We start from the raw sequence: 17,253 nt of genomic DNA on the forward strand, positions 1-17,253 counted from the left end.
GCGATAATTTACGATAAGTCAAAATTTATTCCCCAACACTAAAAAAGGTCCACCGGACCTTTTTGTCGCATGCTTGGCAACGCAAAAAAACCTTGAATCATCCCATTTTCATAGGAAATTCAAGGTTTTTCGTTGATTTACATGATAATCATACGGTTCAGATTCTTATGCGAACTGTAAGATTATGCGTTCATCTGTTTTGCAACTTCCTCAGCGAAGTTCTCTTCTTTCTTCTCAAGACCATCGCCTGTCTCGTAGCGAACGAAGCCTTTGATCTGGATCTTAGCGCCGTTCTCTTTTGCTACCTGCTCTACGTATTTGGCAACGGACTGTTTTCCGTCCTCTGCTTTTACGTATGTCTGGTCAAGAAGACAGATCTCTTTAAGCTCTTTCTTGATACGTCCTGTGATCATTCCCTCGATAACCTTAGCCGGTTTCTGGGACTCCTTCGGATCGTTCTGGATCTGAGCCATAAGGATCTCTTTCTCATGCTCGATGTAGTCAGCGCTTACTTCCTTGTCGCTTGTGTACTGCGGTTTCAGAGCTGCGATCTGCATAGCTACGTTCTTAGCCATCTCTTTAACAGCATCGTTAACAACATCTGTCTCAACGTCTACAAGAACGCCGATCTTTCCACCCATATGTGTGTAGGAAGCGATGAATCCGTTCTGCTCCTCAACCTGAGCAAATCTACGGATGTTCATGTTCTCGCCGATTACTGCGATCTGAGCTGCAAGAGCCTCTTTTACAGTCTTAGTTGTATCAAGTGCCCATGCCTCAGCAAGGAAAGCATCGATATCAGCTGCTGTTGTGTTAAGTGCCTGTGCTGCAACATCTGCAACATAGCCCTGGAACTTCTCGTTCTTTGCAACGAAGTCTGTCTCAGCATTAACCTCAACAACGACTGCTTTCTTTCCATCCTCTGTTACCAGAGTTTTGCAAAGACCCTCTGCTGCGATACGGCTTGCTTTCTTCTGTGCTGTAGCAAGACCCTTCTCACGCAGAAACTCAACTGCTTTATCCATATCACCATCTGTAGATGTAAGAGCTTTCTTACAATCCATCATTCCGGCGCCGGTCATCTCTCTTAACTCTTTTACCTGTGCTGCTGTAATAGCCATTGTTCGTTTCCTCCTGAAATATTCTGTTTATACGAATTATTCCTCTGTAGCTGCAAACTCCTCAGACTCAGCCTCGATCTCGCCATCTGCCTCAGCAGTTCCCTGCTTAGCCTCGATAACAGCGTCAGCCATCTTGGAAACGATGAGTTTTACTGCACGGATAGCATCGTCATTTCCCGGGATCACATAGTCAAGCTCTTCCGGATCACAGTTAGTATCGCAGATACCGATAAGCGGGATTCCAAGTGTATGAGCCTCCTGTACGCAGATTCTCTCTTTCTTAGGATCTACGATAAAGATAGCATCCGGGATTCTCTTCATCTCTTTGATTCCGCCAAGGTTCTTCTGAAGTTTAGCAAGCTCTTTGCGAAGCTCGATTACTTCTTTCTTAGGAAGTACGTCAAATGTTCCGTCAGCTTCCATTGTCTCGATCTCTTTCAGTCTTGCGATACGGCTCTGGATTGTCTTGAAGTTTGTAAGCATACCACCAAGCCATCTCTCATTTACATAGAACTCTCCACAACGCTCTGCCTCTGTACGGATAGCATCCTGAGCCTGTTTCTTAGTTCCTACGAAAAGGATGTGTCCACCGTTAGCTACGATGTCTGCTACTGCATTGTAAGCATCGTCAACCATTCCTACAGACTGCTGAAGATCGATAATATAGATACCATTTCTCTCTGTGTAGATGTACGGAGCCATTTTAGGGTTCCATCTTCTTGTCTGATGTCCGAAATGAACACCTGCCTCTAAAAGCTGCTTCATTGAAATAACGCTCATGTCTTTTCTCCTTTTTGGTTAAATTCTTCCGCACAGGTCGCCTTCCCTCTGGACCCATCCTCACACCGTAGGGCACCATCCTTATAGAATCGCCGTGCGTGCTTATTTTTGCAACTTCTGAATTATAGCATAGAAAATCCCCTTATGTAAAGGGGATTTTTCCAATTTTTTTCTGTTTTTCAGCGGTTTCCGGCAGATTTCAGAAGCTCCAGCTCTTTTTCGGTGAGCGGACGATATTTTCCTGTCGGAAGATCTGAAGGAAGCGCCAGCGGTCCCATGGATAGTCTTTTCAGATAAGTTACTTTTTTTCCCAGTGCCTCCATCATCCGTTTTACCTGATGGAATTTTCCCTCGTGGATGGTAAGTCGGATCTCAGATTCCCAGTTCTTACCGGCTTCTGCAGATTCTGTACCGGACTCCCAGGTGGAAAGGATCTCCATCCTTGCCGGACGTGTGAGATCCTTTTCCCCGATATCCACGCCTTCTGCAAGCCTCGCAACGTCTTCTTCTGTTACTTTCCCGGATACTTTTGCATAATAGGTTTTATCCACATGCTTTTTCGGAGAAAGAAGCTCATGTGCAAGAGGACCGTCGTCTGTGATCAGAAGGAATCCTTCTGTATCTTTATCCAGACGCCCTACCGGAAAAAGTCCCTTTCTTCTGTCTTTTTCTTCAATATAGTCGAGAACCGTTTTATCTCTGGAGTCCTCCGTTGCGCTGACACAGCCTGCCGGCTTGTTAAAAAGATAGTATACATATTCCGGTGCAGCATGGATCTCCTGCCCGTTCATAACCACCTGATCTTCTTCCGATACTTTCAGCTCCGGTTTTTTCGCAGTTTTTCCATTGACCTGCACCTGACCCTTCTGTATGTATTTTTTTACCTCGCTTCTTGTACCTGCGCCGGCATCTGCCAGAAATTTATCCAGCCGGACTGGTTTTTCCATTAATCATTTACCTCCCATTCTGTTACATGGGCTGCCTTTGCATCTGCTCTGATAAAATCCGGGATCTCACCGGCAAATGTCATATAAAGTCCGGAATCCCCGCCGGTGCTCTCCTGTCCTTCCAGAACCACTTCCATTGTGACATCTGCATTCCAGATAGTCCATCCGTTTACCAGCTGTGATGGACGGATACATTTTTTCAGAGCTTCCAGCTGTTCCTTTTTATCGTAACGGACTTTATAACCGTTCTCTGTTTCTTCAAGATCCGAAAGGGGCTCAGTGTCGGAAAAAGCTTCATCATCTTCGCCGGCAGCTTCGGAGCTGAAGTAATAAACATCAATATACTCAACAGACAGCTCATCCATGGAAAGAGGATATCCTGTTTCTTCCAAAATTGCAAGTGTTCTCTTATATGCCGGATACACCAGAACGGAGGTAGACACCCTCTCTCCTTCCTGAACAGCCGGTACATTCATTCCCCATTCATCCATGTATCCTTCTGACGGAATTCCCGCATAATCGAACATCAGCATTGCACATGGCTGGTCTTTTACTGTCTGACCGCCGTTTTCCAAAATGTCCTTTCTCAGCGCCTCTGCCAGTGCCTGACGCTTCTCTGCATTTTTCTCAAATAAGGAATGAATATCTCCGTCACAGAAAATACCGGTGACCTCTTTCAGATACTGTTTGTCCAGCTGGAAAAATGAATATCTGTCTTCTTTCCATGTCTGCTCGTCATACAAGGCTTCCATAAGATTCTGCGCCTGTGCAGAAGATACACTATAGCTTCTGCATACACTGAATCCTTGTTTATTTATGTAACGCACATACATGCGCCTTCCTGATTTTTTTCCTTTTTCATTCTGAAGCCTGATATCCTTCAGACTGTTATACAATGCTTTACTTTTCATCACCGGCTGATCCAGCAGACCGGAACTATTGTCTGAGGTAGCAGTATACCGGATCTTATAGATTCCATTTTCTTTTTTTTCCACATTGCAAAGCTGCTCAGTATATGAGAGATTGCATACATTTACCACAACTCCCTGAAGATTGTCATAAGCCGGAAAATATCTGTCATATCCCAGAAGATCTATTTTCATGGTCAGCGCACAGATCGCCACAACACCTCCAAAGATCATAAGCTGCACTTTTCTGCGGAAAAATCTGCGAAAATCCATTTCGTAGATCACTTCCAGAACTCCATGGACCAGGATCGTTCCCAGTATCATTCCGAAGATCCACCATGCTGTTTTGGATGAATCTTCCGGGATCATATAAAAGATCAGACCAATACCCAGTCCGGATGGTATTGTGATCAGAGCACTTAAGACCGGTTCCATCCAGGTATATACCAGTGCTTTTCCGGTATTCTCTGATTTTCGCCTGCAAAATGCCATCCAGGATAATACTGCCATAAGCAGCAGCACAAAGATCAGTATCAATAACTGTTTTCCATAGTTCCCGCTGCTGTATTTATCCATAAAGCTTACGATCACCATAAGGGGAGAGCCCAGGTCCCGCACTGCTGCCAGGATCCCGTAACTGCCTTCGTACCAGGTATCAAAGAATAAATGTCCGCTTATCTGCAGCATCGCTGCCAGAATGATACTGTAGGTAAACAGCCCTGCCCATGCAAGTGCTCCCATCAGCATGGTACCGGTGCAGGCGATCACCAGCGCTGTGGAGAAATATACCAGCAGATACATCAGGAGATGGATCACCAGCAGTATCAGCGCCTTTTTCATGATGGAAAGGCTGTAATATCCTCTGGCTGCCCCGATGCATACCGCAGCAAATTCCATGATCACATATGGTACCAGATAATAAAGAACAGCCAGGAATACTCTGTGCAGAAACAGTGCACTTCGCTTTACCGGAAGGCTGTGATAGAAATCCACTTTTCTCGGGGAATACAGATACCAGAAGCCGCTTACTGCTGCAAAAAATGCTGTTACCGCAGCCACAACTGCTCCCATTGTGAGAAAGTCACTGCTCCACAGGCTGGAATACAGATAGGAAAGCTGACTTTGAGTATAACTGCGCTCATTCCATTTTCCCATCAACATAAGTTCCGCTACCGGAAATGCCAGGAGAAATGCAATCATGGCAAATGCCGGGATCCACCTTTGTCCTTTAGAAGAAGATTTCATATATTCACTGGAATAAATTTTTGACTTCATAGCCTGCCACCTCCGTTTCGCTGATAAATATTTCTTCCAGAGTCAGTGGGAGCACTTCACAGAAAAGAGGATTTTTTGCCTGTATCTTCTCCATGATCTCTCTTCTTGTTCCCCTTGCAGTAATAAGCAGCAGGGAGCCCTGATGCTCTGTTTTCAAAACATCCAGCTCTTTCTTTAATTCTTCTTCTTTCTTTTTGTCAGTAAGTACACACTGGATCTTATGGATGTGGAATTTCATATCCTCCAGATCTCTGGAAAGGAGAATTCCTCCCTGATGAAGAAGCCCGATGTGATCGCAGATATCTTCCAGCTCACGGAGATTGTGGGAAGCGATCACCGGCGTAAATTCACGACTCATGATCTCCGATGCAAAAATGCTTTTTACTGCCTGGCGCATTACCGGGTCCAGACCGTCAAAGGTTTCATCACAGAACAGATATTTCGTTCCTGTACTGATTCCCAGGATCACCAGAAGCTGTTTCTTCATTCCTTTGGAAAAAGTGTTGATTTTTCGTTTTCCATCCAGATGAAACTGCTTCATCATTGTCTCAAAACGTGCCTGCTGAAATCCCGGATAAATACACCGGTAAAATTCTGCCATGTCCAGAGCATTGTAGTTTGCCGGAATATATGCATCATCAGGGATGTAGAAAAAATGCTCTTTGATCCGTTCATTTTCAAAAACCGTTTCTTCATCCATCAGCACTTCTCCTCTGTCCTGACGGATGATCCCGGCCATGATACGGAGCAGAGTACTTTTTCCCGCACCGTTGGAACCGATCAGTCCAAAAACCTCCCATTCCCCGATATCCATGGTTACCTTATTTACTGCCTGTATCTTGCCAAAAGCTTTGCTGCAGTTTTTTATTTCAATCATTGTTTCCCTCCTTATAGCATGAGCGGATCACACCGATCATTTCTTCCTCCCCTACTCCCAGAGCCATTCCCTTTTCTGCGATCTCTTTCAGCTCGCTTAAGGTTTCTTCCATACCAATCTGCCTGATCCTGCTGCTGTCTGTAACAAAACTGCCTTTTCCCTTCACCGGGCAGATCAGCCCCTGCTGCTCCAGTTCCATATATGCCCGTTGGATGGTATTGGGATTGATGGATAATTCCACGGCCAACTGTCGCACAGACGGCATCTTGGAAGATGGCTCCACAGCTCCTGACAGGATCAGCATCCGGAATTTTTCTACAATCTGTTCGTAGATGGGACGCCTGTCCTGATAGTCCAAGAATAACATACGACGCTCCTTTCTCTGTAATCCGTGTATTAAGTGTATTAAGTGTATTAATTCTTTTAATACACTTATGATAGCACGGGATAGAAACATGTACAAGAAATGGTTTCTTAAATAAATATAAAATCTGTATAAATTTCCCACCCGTCAGAAGTATTCCCGTATACTTTTTTATAAAAAAAGAACCTGCAATGGTATCACTATGTTGTGATCCCACTACAGATCCTCTGTAAAAAACAATTATTTACATTTCATCTTTCATTCCGCCCGATCCAGGGACAGACAGCTATCGAACATCTACAATCTACATCCGGTTAACAGTTAAACAGCCCGGTAACCTCTCTTTTCTCCCCGGCGTGCAAAATACTGGTATCCTCCGATCATCACCACTGCAAAGACACCATAGATTATCAGAAGACTTCCTGCTCCTGTTTTTTCTACCAGGGTCTGAGCATATTCGCTGAAAATAAGTATCCAGGTATTGGCTCCGATATGCATCAGCACACTGGTCCACTTATTGCCGCCCATCTCCAGGAACCACGCAAAAAGTCCTCCCAGGATAAACGCATATACAGCTTGCAGGACATTTCCATGGTAGATTCCAAAAAATGCAGCGGAGATCACAGCAGAAACCAGTACGGAAAAATGATCCCGAAGTCTCAGATAGACCAGCCAGCGAAAGATCATTTCTTCCGCAATTGGTGCTACGATTCCCATCCAGAAAATCATCATAAAAAGACTTTTCCCTGAAGTGATCTTCGTCATAGTCTCTCCATAGCTGGATGAGATCCAGTTCTGCAAGATCGCCACCAGCACATTGGCATACTGGGCAAATCCGGCTCCTGCCGCAAGAAGAAGCAGCATTTCCGGGACAGAAAGCCTCTGCTCTTCAATGGAAGTTAAACCACCGATCAGCCTTCCTATACAGTCTTTCCGGTAAAAATATACTGCCGGAAACATAACCAGCACTCCCGTAAGTCCTGTGATTACCAGAGTATAACTGTAATAAGATTCCTGTGCATTGCTGACATGATTCACCAGCCAGAGAAGCACGGCACTTCCAAGGATCTGTCCGATCAGATAATGGATTCCTACCGGATAAAGTTCCCTCCACACCATTTGAAAAATGTTCTGTCTGTGCAGAGGGGTCAGTCGAAAAAATTCAGAAGTTCATCTGCGGAAGCTACGATCTGAAGGGGCTGTGCCGCCTCCAGCTCTTCTCTGCTGCCATATCCGTAAGATACAGCCACACACTGGATCCCGCATCGTCTGGCGCCAAGAATGTCATGCTCCCGATCTCCCACCATGATCACCTGGTCACGATGATCGGAAAGGCTCATTCTTTCCAGCGCTTCCTCGATCACCTGGGATTTGGAAACTTTCGGACCGTTGAGGTCCGTTCCTGCGATCACCTCAAAATAACGGCTCAGATTAAAATGATCCATGATCTGTGTCACGTAAAAAGTAGGTTTCGCAGACGCCACAGCCAGCCGGTAGCCACGACGTTTCAGCTTCGCCAGGGCATTTTCCACACCCGGATAAACGGTGTTCTCATACATTCCTTTTTCTGAATACCGTTCTCTGTAATATTCGATTCCCTTCTGTGCTGTCTCTTTATCAAATCCTGCATATTTCATAAACTGATCCAGAAGCGGCGGTCCTACAAAAACTTTCAGCGGCTCCAGATCCGATGCTGAAACTCCAAGTTTCTCCAGTGCATACTGTACAGATTTCGTAATTCCCTCTCCGGATTCTGTCAGTGTTCCGTCCAGGTCAAAAAAGATTGCTTTATACATAAATTCCTCCTGTTGTGCAAAAAATCAGTAAGTATGCCTATTGTATCACTGTTTTTCTGTTAAGTCCATGCTTTCATGGTACAGCTTCCCGGATTTCACAAAACCAAGAAGTTCTGCTTTCCAGGGCTTTCTGGTTTTTTCCGGCAATTTCGCCAGGAGTTTTTTCCCATACCAGTAAAAATCACATTCTTTTCCGTTGATACGAAATGAAAGAATCTGGAAGGGAATATCCGGTCTGATCTCTATCTGAACCCTGTTACCGTCTATTTCTGCATGGATCGTCGGTGTTTGTTCTTTTTCCGCTTTCTTATCCGGCGTTTCTGCTGGTTCTGTCTGGTAGTAGGATAATGCCGGATTCTGGTCTTTCTTTTTCCTTGATGCGCCTGCTGTTGGCTTTTGAATTGATTTACGAACTGATTTTGGAACCGGCGTCGCAGATAGAATTGCTGACGATGTCTGTGTGGGAACCGGTGGTTTTGTTGGCATTGGTGTTTTTGTTGGTGCCGACGTTTCCGTAAGTCCTTCTGCCGGTGTGTTAACTGTATTTGCTTCCTCCTCAATGGTTGTCCCCGGATTTTCATTTTCCTGGATATCCGGTTCCTGAAATTCATATCTTTCTCCGTTACCACCGGAATTTTCTGATGCAGTATTTTCGTTTTCCATGGATTTTTCTTCCGGAGAATATACTTCTTCTGCCTGGAAATCCGGGTTCCATTGGTAAGAATCCTCCTGTTCATTTTCTGTCACTGTCCCGGTATTTGGATCTTCTCCCGTTTTTTCAGTATCCCGGTTACTGTTATCATTTTCTGTTCCTCCATAACTTCCTTCCCAGTCTTCCGGCAGCTGCCCGGCTCCTTCTCCCACATTCATATCAAATCCACCGGTATCAAAACTATCCATCCCTGACATATCAAATCCATAAACGATGATAGAGCTGACCATCCAGCTGCATAAGATCAACAGAGCTAATGCAGCCGAGCAGCATTTTTGCCGTTCATTCTTTCGTCTTTTTCTCATTGATCTCCTCCCAAAGTTTCAGATTCCTGCTTTCACCTTTCTCCAACAGCTCTGCTTTTTCTTTCTTTTTATAATCTTCCCACAGTTTTCTGCTGGCTTCTTTCTGACCGATCCGAAGTAAAAACATTCCATACTCTCCGTAGGCCACAGGATATTCCTCATCATACAGAAGAATATTTTCATAATACAAAGCCGCTTTCTCCGGTTCCTGCAAAAGCTCCGCATTCCATGCCAGCAACAGCTCAATACGGCGCTGCTGTTCTTTTTCCCTGTAATTTCTGTTTAAGTTCTGTAGTTTCTTTTCCGCTGTTATGCAGTACCTTTTCCGGCTCCTAGAGTCTTCCGGATACTGTCTGGCTTCGTAATACAGGTCTGTTACTTCTGAGAGCGCCACAGAAAACGCTTCCTGTTTCAGTAATCCCGCTGTCAAAAATAATACTCCTATCAGAACCCCGGCGGCAACCACTTCCAGAAAACGTTTTCGCCAGGTAACTGTCTGATATCGGTTTTCCAGTTTCCGGATCCTTTTCTGAACTGATGACATATCCGAATATCTGTATTTTTCCTGTTTTCTGGTACATCGAAACAGAAACCAGAAAAATTCCGGATATAAAAAGCACTGCCATTTCTTTTTTCCGCAAAGTTTTTCCATGGTTTTCCCCAGGGCATAAATATCGCTCCTCGGACTTAAGTAACCCTGATATTGCTCCGGTGCCGCATAGCCTTTCGTTCCTTCACAGATCTGTTTTCTTTTTCCACGATCAGACATGGCACTTCCCAGATCGACCAAATACAGATGTCCGGTTTCAGAGATCATCAGATTATCCGGTTTCAGATCTCCATAGCAGACCGGCGGTTTCCGGCTGTGGAGATAACCCAGTACTCTGGCAATCTCTTTTCCCCTTATAAGCGTTTCCTGTATGGAAAAAATTTTTCCTGAACAAAGAAGTTCTTCCAGTGACTGACCTTTGATATATTCCATGATCAGATAGCAATATTCTTCTGTTTCCATATAATCCACAATCTTTGGGATCGCAGGATGTTCCAGGCGTTGCATCAGCATGGCTTCTTTTTTCTTTGCGAGGGGGATTTCCTTCACAGCACGAAAAATGCCAAGTTCCATATCTTTCGCCAGATACAGGCTTCCGCCTCCGCCATGTCCAATCCGTTCTATAACGCAATAACGTTCTTTCAGGACAGTTCCAATCAGACAGATCACCTTCCTCTCATTTCTGCCAGATACTATTTGTAATTATATTTCTTATTTGTTTGGGATCATCCGGTGAATTCCGGTTTCAGAAAAAATAGAATCAGATAAATAACTGCAAACAAATATATAAGATCCATATTCGTTCAAGATGGATTTTATTATAGCATGTCACATTCCTTTTGCAAAGAGCTTTTGCCCAATAAAAACAGAGTAAAAAAACAACCCGCCGGATACCGCTGACAAAAAATTTCTTCCTGTCCCTGTATCCTGGCGAGTTGTCATTATTTATGATGCTTATACCTTAATCTTTAAAGCTGTACCTTACATACGGTCTGGTGCAGAGAATCCAAGAAGGTCGATGCTTGTCTCAAGCACTCTTCTTGTAAGCTGGAGAAGCTGAAGGAAAGATTCCTTCTGTGCCTGATCCTCTTCGCTTAAGATCTTTGTCTCATGGTAAAAGCTGTTAAATGCATTGGATACCTCGTAAATATATGCACAGATCTTATGTGGTGCTTTTTCTTCAAAGGCATTCTCAACCATTGCCGCAAAGCCGGAAAGCTGGAGCATCAGGTTCTTCTCGCTGTCATTGACTGCCGGAAGGATCTTGCCCGCGCTTAAATCTCCACCCTCCTGTACATAACGGTTCAGGATGGATTTGATACGTACGATGGTATAAAGGATGTACGGGCCTGTATTTCCCTCAAAGGAAGTAAATCGGTCAACATCAAAGATATAATCCTTAGTTGCCTGGTTGGAAAGATCTCCGTATTTGATTGCGGAAAGTCCTACGATCTTGGCAGTATCCTTGGCATCTTTATCTTTTACGCTGCGGTTCTCCACGATCTTGCGGTACATTTCTTCATCAATATCTGCGATCAGGTTCTCCAGACGCATAACACCGCCTTCTCTTGTCTTAAACGGTTTACCGTCTTTTCCGTTCATGGTACCGAAACCAAGGAAGGAAAGTTTGGTCTCCGGATTTACAAGACCGGTCTTTCTTGCACAGCGGAATACCTGGATAAAGTGAAGTTCCTGACGCTTATCAACAACGTAAAGGATCTCATCCGGCTGGAAGAGCTTCATACGCTCTACGATCGTAGCAAGGTCTGTGGTTGTATACAGGGAAGCTCCGTCAGATTTCAGAAGCATGCACGGAGGGATCTCCTTGGTATCGCTCTCTTCTTTTACATCTACAACAAGAGCTCCCTGATCCTCATAGGCGAACCCACGTTTCTTCATATCCTCTACCATATCCGGAATGTACGGCTGCGCGTCGGATTCTTTTTTCCAGAGGTCAAATTCTACGTTCAGATTTGCATAATTTCTCTTAAGGTCTGTTACAGATACGTTCATAATGTGATTCCAGAGAGCCATGTATCCAGGTTTGCCCTGCTGAAGAAGATGGGTTGCCTCCAGTGCTTCATTGCGGTAAGCCTCGTCCTCTTTGGACTTGCCGCTGGCACATGGATAGATCTCTTCCAGTTCGCTGATGGTAAACGGTGCTTCTGTGGGATATTCCCCGGTAAAGCTGTCATCAAAATATACCAGCTCCGGTTTCCGGTGTTTCAGCTCTGTGATGATCAGTCCCATCTGAAGGCCCCAGTCTCCAAGATGCACATCGCCGATCACCTTGTGTCCTACAAAACGTCCGATACGCTTGATGCTCTCGCCGATGATCGCAGAACGGAGATGTCCTACGTGAAGGGGTTTGGCAACGTTTGGTCCGCCGTAGTCGATGATGATCGTCTTCGGGTTCTTGGCAGTTTCAACGGAAAGCTTCTCATCTTCTGCCATCTTATTCATATATTCCGCAACGAATTCCGTCTTCACATCCAGGTTGATAAATCCAGGCTTTACAACTTCTGCTCTGGAAAAGATCTGGCTGTCTGAGAGCTGCGCTACCACATCATCCGCAATCATAAACGGAGCCTTGTGGTATGTTTTGGCTCCAGCCATGGCACCGTTACACTGATATTCGCATAAGTCCGGTCTGTTGGAAACAGTAACTTTACCGTAGGACGGATCGTAACCTGCTTTTTCAAATGCTGCGGAAAGTTCTTCCGCCATCTGTTCCATAATCTTCTTCATGTTTCAAACTCCTCATATCTTTGTTTCTGTATTTTATGCTTATAATGTCACTTTTCTTGAGCATGCAACTGCAAGGGCACCGTAACCGATATGGCAGGCAACACTTAAGGAAAGGGGATCCATATGTATCTCCACTCCCGGGAATACTTCCTGGATCTCTTTTTTAAATTCTTCTGCTTCTTCCAGATTACCTGTATAAGCAGCCTGCAGACACATCTCACCATTGGATACATATTCCTTAAAACGTGTCTCCCAGTCATTCTTCATGGCTTTCAGCATGGCACGTTTGGCCTGCTTCTTGCCACGAACCTTGGCATAGGCATCCAGTTTCTCTCCCTGGATCTGCAGTACCGGTTTCAGGTTCAGAACTGTTCCGATAGCTGCTGCCGCCGGTGTGATCCTTCCGCCCTTTTTCAGATATTTCAGGGTATCCAGTGTGATATAGATACTGGAATCAAATTTCTGGTCTGTAAGGATCTTCTTGATCTCTGCTGCGCTTTTTCCTGCCTCTGCGAGCATCTTTGCATCCATTACGGACTGTCTCTGTGTTACGGAAATCCTCTGATTATCTACTACCTGAACACGGCCGTTATAGTCAATGGCAAGTCCCATTGCGGTAGAACAGGATGCGCTCAGTCCGCTTGACATTGGGATGTGAACGATCTCTTCATAATCTCTCAGAAGCTTATCCCACAGATCACAAAGATCTGCCGGACTCGGCTGAGATGTAGAAATCGTTTCATCCTTTTTAAGCTTCTCATAAAACTCTTCCTGTGTGAGAGTTACACCTTCAAGGTACATTTTTTCATTAATATAAAACGGCATCGGAATCACATAAACGCCAAGCTCTTCGGCCTGGGCCTGTGTGATACCACTGTTGCTGTCTGTTACAATGGCGATTTTGCCCATTATCTATTCCCTCCTGGTTTGTTATCTCGGCGGTCTAAAGAATTAATACATCAGCCCCTGATGGACTAATTCTTTAAACCGCCCTAAAAAAGCCATAATTGTAGTGTATCATATTTTTTTCTATATCACAATTGGAAATTTTCCATGAGTATTTTCCATAAATATTCCGTAAAAAACAGCTGCCATACAGATTTTGATGTACAGCAGCTGTCACATTATTTATGGAAAATATCTTTATCCATTTATGATCTGTGTCTTATTCCATTTCTCTTACGATCTTTCTGACCGGAAGCACAAAGGTCGGAGATACAGAAAGCTCGTCCAGTCCCATTTCCACAAATCTCTCAGTAAGAGTGGTATCCGCACCAAGCTCACCACAGATTCCAGCCCAGATGCCTTCTTTGTGTGCATTGTCCACAACCATCTGGATCATACGGAGAACTGCCTCATGATGAGAATCATAAATGTTATCCAGTTTCGCGTTCTGACGGTCGATCGCCAATGTGTACTGGGTGAGGTCGTTGGTTCCGATACTGAAGAAGTCAACTTCTTTTGCAAGAAGGTCACTGATCATAACAGCAGCCGGAGTCTCGATCATGATACCCTGCTCCACATCATCGCGGAACGGAATGCCCTGCTCGGTAAGCTCTGCTTTCACCTCAGCTACGATGGCCTTGATCTGTTTTACTTCTGTTACGGAGATGATCATCGGATACATAATGGAAATATTTCCGAACATGCTTGCGCGGAAAAGTGCACGAAGCTGTGTCTTGAATACTTCCGGGCGGTCCAGACAGATACGGATCGCACGATATCCCATTGCAGGATTCTCCTCGTGTGCCATGTTGAAATAATCGATCTGCTTGTCTGCTCCGATATCCAGAGTACGGATAATGACTTTTTTGCCGGCCATGTTCTGTGCTACAGTCTTATAAACCTGGAACTGCTCTTCCTCTGTAGGGTAATCTTCTTTTTCCAGATATACAAACTCACTTCTGAAAAGTCCGATACCCTCTGCATCATTGGCAAGTACATTGGCAACATCACCGGTACTTCCGATGTTTGCGTAAAGGTGGAGTTTCCGTCCGCTCTTGGTAACAGTTTCTTTTCCTTTCAGTTCCTTGAGCATTGCACGCTGTGCAAGTTCATCTGCACGCAGGTCTTCGTATTTCTTAAGGGTCTCCGCATCCGGATCAACGATCAGATTTCCGCTCTTTCCGTCTACGACTGCCATTTTTCCGTCCATGGACTCGTCGTATTCGATATTGATCAGTGCCGGAATGTTCATAGTTCTTGCAAGGATCGCGGTATGTGAGTTGGAAGAACCTTTTCTTGTAACAAATGCAAGTACCTTGCTCTTGTCCATCTGCACGGTCTCACTTGGTGCAAGATCTTCCGCAACTACAATCACCGGTTCCGATGCCTCAAGATTTCCGTCACCGTGACCGGAAAGTACACGTACCAGACGGTCGGAAATATCCTTCACATCAGCAGCTCTTGCCTTCATGTAATCGTCGTCCATCTGTGCGAACATAGATGAGAAGTTGTCGCCAGTTGTTGCAACCGCATATTCTGCGTTTACAGACTCTGTACGGATAATGTTGTGGATGGAATCCAGATAGTCATCATCATCAAGCATCATCTGATGAACTTCAAAGATTGCCGCTCCGGACTCTCCAACTTCCTGAAGAGCCTTGTCATAAAGCTTCTGAAGCTGTGCCACAGCCTGCTCCTTGGCTGCCTCCACACGCTTTACCTCTTCTTCCGGATCCTCCACGTGAACACGTTTTACACTGGTGTCAACTTTCTGAAGAATTGAGATCTTACCGATCGCAATACCGGAAAATACAGATTTACCTTCCAAAACCTTCATGAAATTATCTCCTTCTGTTTTTATATTTGCCCACTTATGAGGTATTATAACACACAATCCGAAGATTCTGCCATGCTTTTTTCGTGATCTTTAAAAAACCTGTAAAAATTCTATTTATGCTTTCTTTTTTTGCCATATATACAGCAAAAGTGACAAAACAAACGCTGCCGTTCCGCGAAAAATGCCTTGTATCCGTTCTGCCTGGATGGCTGTCTTCGGAAATATCAGATACCACTGTATCTTTTTTCCGGAGTCTTATCAGAAAAAGGGATTCTTTCCAGCGGCATTTTCAGTTCCAAAAAGTTCCTCTGCCTTCATAAATCCTCCGTCCCAGTAAAAACAGATATCTGTCTTATTTTCCTGTTTCCGGACTGTTTTTAAAATTTCTTCTGCCCGATCCTGATCCGGATAACTTCCTTCCAGAAAAACGGAAAGAGAATTTTCCCCGGGTATAGATATAAATTCCCTTAATCCATACAGAAAACACAATCCGGCAAGCAGGCAGACGGCAAGCTCTGCTTTTCTGTTTCCGATAATGGTCCAGGCATTCCGAAAACTTCCAGAGAAGATGTTTTTCGCCGTTTCTACCGAATGGATTCTTCCAGAAAAGATAAACAACATTTTGGCCTTGGACTTTCCATCGCCCGGGAGATTGTTTCTCTTCATGGCGGAACTATTGCGGTTTCCGAAACTCCTGGCGGCGGCGCAACATTTACCATTGTTCTTCCCATAAGTTTTCCAGCATAAAAATACAGCACATGCAATCAAAAAAGATTTTTTTATGCATGTGCTGTATTTTTAATTCTCTGTATTATTCACTGCGAAGGGCATCAATAGGATTCAAATTGGCAGCTTTCACAGATGGAAGAAGTCCGAAGATCAGGCCGATCAGCATGGAAAATACTACTGAGCCGATAATAGCCGGAATACTGATAGCCGTCGGTGCCCCGGACACCTGGGCCACCACCTTTGACAGTATAATTCCAAGAACTACTCCTATAATTCCTCCGATACTGGTCAGCACCGAAGCCTCTGTCAAAAACTGTCCCAGAATGACTTTTTTCCTTGCCCCGATGGCTTTTTTCAATCCAATCTCACTGGTACGTTCTGTGACAGATACCAGCATAATATTCATAACACCGATGCCACCAACCAGAAGAGAAATACTTGCAATCCAGATCAGCTGCTGATTGGTACTCTCACTGAGTTTCTGGAGATTTTTAACTTTCTCCATGATATCTTCCGCTTTATATTTAAAATTGGAATTGCTTTTTTCATTCTGGATTCCTGTATTTAAGACATCCTCTGCAGCCTTTCCTACAGAACTCATATTATCCGTACTGTCTGCACGGACAGTTACATTCTGTGGCTGATCAAATTTGAACACAATAGGCCAGGTAGTATCCGGAATCATCACGCTTCCCATAATTGTCTGGGAATATTCCTCATATTCAGAAAGCGTATTGATCTTCGGCATGTTATCCTCGCTCTGAGTAATCACTCCTACAATAATATAAGGCTCTGATCCCACCTCAATGGTTTTTCCTATAGGATTCTCGCTTCCGAAAATATTCTGTGCGGCATTGGAATCCACAAGGGCAACCTTCCGGTAGCTGTCATAATCTTTCTGCACAAAACCCCGTCCGGACTGAACCAGATATCCCATCGTCTTCAGATAGCTGCTGTCGATCCCGTACACAGTTCCACCCTGAAAGCTTGTGTTCTTATAATAAACACTTGCAGACTGACTGCTGTAATAAAAAGTGGAACTGATCACATGATCCAGATCCGCAATCGCTGTTTTCTGAGAATCGGAAATCACCGGCGGAGTAGCGGAACTTCCGTACGATCCGTAATCCATATCGTAGGTGCTGTCTCCATCATAAAGCAATACCTGTACCGTATTATTTCCGGAACCAATCAGATCTTCTTTAATCTGTTCGCTGGTTCCCTTAATCGTAGATACAATTGCAATAATAGATGCAATACCAATAATAATACCAAGCATGGTCAGAAAGGATCTCATCTTATGTGACCATATTCCCTGAAAGGCCAGGCGTATATTTTCAAGCATGAAATTTCTCCTCT

The 17,253-nt window shown here is 44.5% G+C and carries 15 protein-coding genes; 1 reads left to right on the forward strand and 14 read right to left on the reverse strand.

The genetic code is table 11. The annotated features are described in order from the left end of the window. Positions 1 to 182: 182 nt before the first annotated feature. The 13 genes from tsf to ptsP all read right to left on the reverse strand — a co-directional run bounded on the left by tsf (position 183) and on the right by ptsP (position 15,165). Complete coding sequence (gene tsf / locus GPK88_RS07115; RefSeq protein WP_092068893.1) at positions 183 to 1,121, reverse strand: translation elongation factor Ts; 939 nt, start codon at positions 1,119 to 1,121, stop codon at positions 183 to 185. A 36-nt stretch (positions 1,122 to 1,157) separates the two neighbouring features. Then, the gene (rpsB, locus tag GPK88_RS07120) at positions 1,158 to 1,901 is read right to left on the reverse strand and encodes a 30S ribosomal protein S2 (RefSeq protein WP_138277374.1); all 744 of its coding nucleotides are present in this window, start codon (positions 1,899 to 1,901) and stop codon (positions 1,158 to 1,160) included. A 179-nt stretch (positions 1,902 to 2,080) separates the two neighbouring features. Beyond that, entirely contained in the window at positions 2,081 to 2,848 is a 768-nt protein-coding gene (locus GPK88_RS07125) for a pseudouridine synthase (protein ID WP_173762313.1), read from the reverse strand. Then, a complete protein-coding gene (locus GPK88_RS07130; protein WP_148446479.1) occupies positions 2,848 to 5,031 on the reverse strand; it encodes a DUF6449 domain-containing protein in 2,184 nt (727 codons plus the stop codon). Before GPK88_RS07130 ends, GPK88_RS07125 begins: the two co-directional genes overlap by 1 nt. Beyond that, positions 5,006 to 5,908, reverse strand: a complete 903-nt coding sequence (locus tag GPK88_RS07135) for an ABC transporter ATP-binding protein (RefSeq protein ID WP_215707643.1) — start codon at positions 5,906 to 5,908, stop codon at positions 5,006 to 5,008. The genes GPK88_RS07130 and GPK88_RS07135 overlap by 26 nt, the downstream gene beginning before the upstream one ends. Next, positions 5,901 to 6,275: a GntR family transcriptional regulator gene (locus tag GPK88_RS07140; RefSeq protein ID WP_173762315.1), complete on the reverse strand. Its 375-nt coding sequence runs from the start codon at positions 6,273 to 6,275 to the stop codon at positions 5,901 to 5,903. The genes GPK88_RS07135 and GPK88_RS07140 overlap by 8 nt, the downstream gene beginning before the upstream one ends. Positions 6,276 to 6,593: 318 nt before the next feature. Next, positions 6,594 to 7,391: a CPBP family intramembrane glutamic endopeptidase gene (locus tag GPK88_RS07145; protein WP_243278898.1), complete on the reverse strand. Its 798-nt coding sequence runs from the start codon at positions 7,389 to 7,391 to the stop codon at positions 6,594 to 6,596. A gap of 29 nt (positions 7,392 to 7,420) precedes the next feature. After that, positions 7,421 to 8,068, reverse strand: coding sequence for an HAD family hydrolase (locus tag GPK88_RS07150; protein ID WP_173771385.1), 648 nt, complete (start codon positions 8,066 to 8,068; stop codon positions 7,421 to 7,423). A gap of 45 nt (positions 8,069 to 8,113) precedes the next feature. Beyond that, complete coding sequence (locus GPK88_RS07155) at positions 8,114 to 9,085, reverse strand: hypothetical protein (RefSeq protein WP_173771387.1); 972 nt, start codon at positions 9,083 to 9,085, stop codon at positions 8,114 to 8,116. Then, positions 9,063 to 10,304: a protein kinase domain-containing protein gene (locus GPK88_RS07160; protein ID WP_173762316.1), complete on the reverse strand. Its 1,242-nt coding sequence runs from the start codon at positions 10,302 to 10,304 to the stop codon at positions 9,063 to 9,065. Before GPK88_RS07160 ends, GPK88_RS07155 begins: the two co-directional genes overlap by 23 nt. A gap of 312 nt (positions 10,305 to 10,616) precedes the next feature. Continuing rightward, the gene (gene argS / locus GPK88_RS07165; RefSeq protein ID WP_148446489.1) at positions 10,617 to 12,383 is read right to left on the reverse strand and encodes an arginine--tRNA ligase; all 1,767 of its coding nucleotides are present in this window, start codon (positions 12,381 to 12,383) and stop codon (positions 10,617 to 10,619) included. 39 nt (positions 12,384 to 12,422) lie between these two features. Further along, positions 12,423 to 13,292 (reverse strand): DegV family protein, encoded by an 870-nt coding sequence (locus GPK88_RS07170; RefSeq protein ID WP_173762317.1) that lies wholly within the window; start codon positions 13,290 to 13,292, stop codon positions 12,423 to 12,425. A gap of 256 nt (positions 13,293 to 13,548) precedes the next feature. Further along, a complete protein-coding gene (gene ptsP, locus GPK88_RS07175) occupies positions 13,549 to 15,165 on the reverse strand; it encodes a phosphoenolpyruvate--protein phosphotransferase (RefSeq protein ID WP_148446493.1) in 1,617 nt (538 codons plus the stop codon). A gap of 546 nt (positions 15,166 to 15,711) precedes the next feature. Between ptsP and GPK88_RS19760 the strand changes: the two genes are divergently transcribed. Beyond that, complete coding sequence (locus GPK88_RS19760; RefSeq protein ID WP_442860213.1) at positions 15,712 to 15,912, forward strand: sensor histidine kinase; 201 nt, start codon at positions 15,712 to 15,714, stop codon at positions 15,910 to 15,912. Between the two features lie 64 nt (positions 15,913 to 15,976). Here the strand turns inward: GPK88_RS19760 and GPK88_RS07185 are convergent, their stop codons facing one another. Then, entirely contained in the window at positions 15,977 to 17,239 is a 1,263-nt protein-coding gene (locus tag GPK88_RS07185) for an ABC transporter permease (RefSeq protein WP_173771389.1), read from the reverse strand. Between the last annotated feature and the right edge of the window lie 14 nt (positions 17,240 to 17,253).

Origin of the sequence: Blautia sp. MCC269 (genome assembly GCF_018785655.1) — a bacterium.
Taxonomy (GTDB): Bacteria; Bacillota; Clostridia; order Lachnospirales; family Lachnospiraceae; genus Blautia_A.